The organism is Fundidesulfovibrio sp. (assembly GCF_058402725.1).
Genome location: NZ_JBZVFJ010000360.1, coordinates 1 through 1798 on the forward strand (window position 1 = coordinate 1; position 1798 = coordinate 1798).

General features: G+C 69.1%; 2 protein-coding genes. Both read left to right on the forward strand.

The window, feature by feature from the left end:
- The coding region (gene gpmI, locus ACV4UX_RS19640; RefSeq protein ID WP_491594961.1) for a 2,3-bisphosphoglycerate-independent phosphoglycerate mutase at positions 1-1477 on the forward strand (1477 nt) is incomplete at its 5' end.
- A 5-nt stretch (positions 1478-1482) separates the two neighbouring features.
- A complete protein-coding gene (locus ACV4UX_RS19645; RefSeq protein ID WP_491594962.1) occupies positions 1483-1725 on the forward strand; it encodes a hypothetical protein in 243 nt (80 codons plus the stop codon).
- Positions 1726-1798 lie beyond the last annotated feature (73 nt).

Consider the following 1798-nt stretch of genomic DNA (forward strand, 5'->3'; position numbering starts at 1 on the left):
CGGCAACGCCGTGACCCTGGCCCACCCCGCCTGCCTGGAGGGCCTTGCCGCCAGCCGCCCCACGGCGCGCCTGAAGTGTTCGGGCCGCTCCGTGGGCCTGCCCGACGGCTTCATGGGCAACTCCGAAGTGGGGCATATGAACATCGGCGCGGGCCGCGTGGTGTATCAGGACATGACCCGCATCGACGTAGCCATCGAAGAGGGCGCCTTGCGCGCCAACCCCGTGCTCAAGAACCTGGCCTCGGCCGTGCAAGCCTCCGGGGGAAGCCTCCACCTGATGGGCCTGCTTTCGGACGGTGGCGTGCACAGCCACCAGAAGCATCTAGAAGCGTTACTAGAAACGTTTCAAGTTCTCGGAGTTTCAAGGGTTTACGTGCACTGTTTCCTGGACGGCCGCGACACGCCGCCCAGCTCGGGGGCGGGTTATGTGCAGGCGCTGACCAAAGCCATGGACCGCATCGGCTGCGGTGCCGTGGCCTCGGTGACCGGGCGCTTCTACGCCATGGACCGCGACAAGCGCTGGGAGCGAGTGGCCGAGGCCTATGCCGCGCTCACCTCCGGGCAGGGCCTCCTGGCCTCGGACCCCGTGGAGGCCGTGCGCCAGGCCTACGCCGAGGGCCAGACCGACGAGTTCGTCAAGCCCCGGCTCATGGCAGGCCCCGACGGCAGGCCCCTGGGGCTGATCGGGGACGGCGACGCGGTGTTCTTCTTCAACTTCCGGGCCGACCGCGCCCGGGAGATCACCCGGGCCTTCACCGATCCGGCCTTCGACGCCTTCCCCCGCGCCAAGGTCCCGCAACTCGCCGGGTTCGCCACCATGACCGAATACGACGCCTCCTTCGGCCTGCCCTGCGCCTTCGGCCCCGAGGAGATCACCCAGACCCTGGGCCAGGTCTTTTCCGAGGCTGGTTTCAAGCAGCTGCGCATCGCCGAGACCGAGAAGTACGCCCACGTCACCTACTTCCTCAACGGCGGCCGCGAGGAGCCCTTCCCCGGCGAGGAGCGCCTCCTGGTGCCCTCGCCCCGCGAGGTGGCCACCTACGACCTCAAGCCCCGCATGAGCGCCCCGGAGGTGACCGACGCCCTCGTCGCCGCCCTGGACAAGGGCTACGGGCTGGTGGTGTGCAACCTGGCCAACCTGGACATGGTGGGCCACACCGGCGTGCTGGAGGCGGCCGTGGAGGCCTGCCGCACGGTGGACGGCTGCGTGGAGCGCATTCTGGCGGCCGTGCTGGCGCGCGGCGGCCGCGCCCTGGTCACGGCGGACCACGGCAACGCCGAGGAGATGGTCGACGCCTCGGGCGGCCCCATGACAGCCCACACCCTCAACGAGGTCCCGGTGATCCTGGTGGACCCGTCCCGTCCCGGGGCAAAACTGGCCGACGGCCGCCTGGCCGACGTGGCCCCCACCATCCTGGAAATGGCCGGGCTCTCACAACCCGCCGCCATGACCGGCACGTCGCTCCTGAGAGGCTAGCCCGCATGTCCGAGAGGAAGAAGCCCGTCACCCCGGTGAAGCCCAGCGGCCTGGAGCTGGTCTATCTCTATCCCTGCCCCTTCTGCGTGCGCGAGGTGCCGCTCATCGCGCCCACCAAGCCCACCATGGCCCAGTGCGACGCCTGCCACCAGCGTTTTCCCGTGGTTCCGGCGGACGATAAGCTCGTGCGTTTCCTGAAAATCATGACCGCGAGCGGACGCGCCGGCATCGACCCGGACTTCCTCTAAAGATTCCGGCCGACTCGTGAAGCATTTGGACGGCGGGCATGCCATGCGGCGTGCCCGCCGTTCTCTTTGGAGT

Coding starts and splice junctions, on each gene's coding strand:
- ACV4UX_RS19645 (WP_491594962.1), top strand. CDS start 1,483: ATGTCCGAGAGGAAGAAGCCCGTCACCCCGGTGAAGCCCAGCGGCCTG.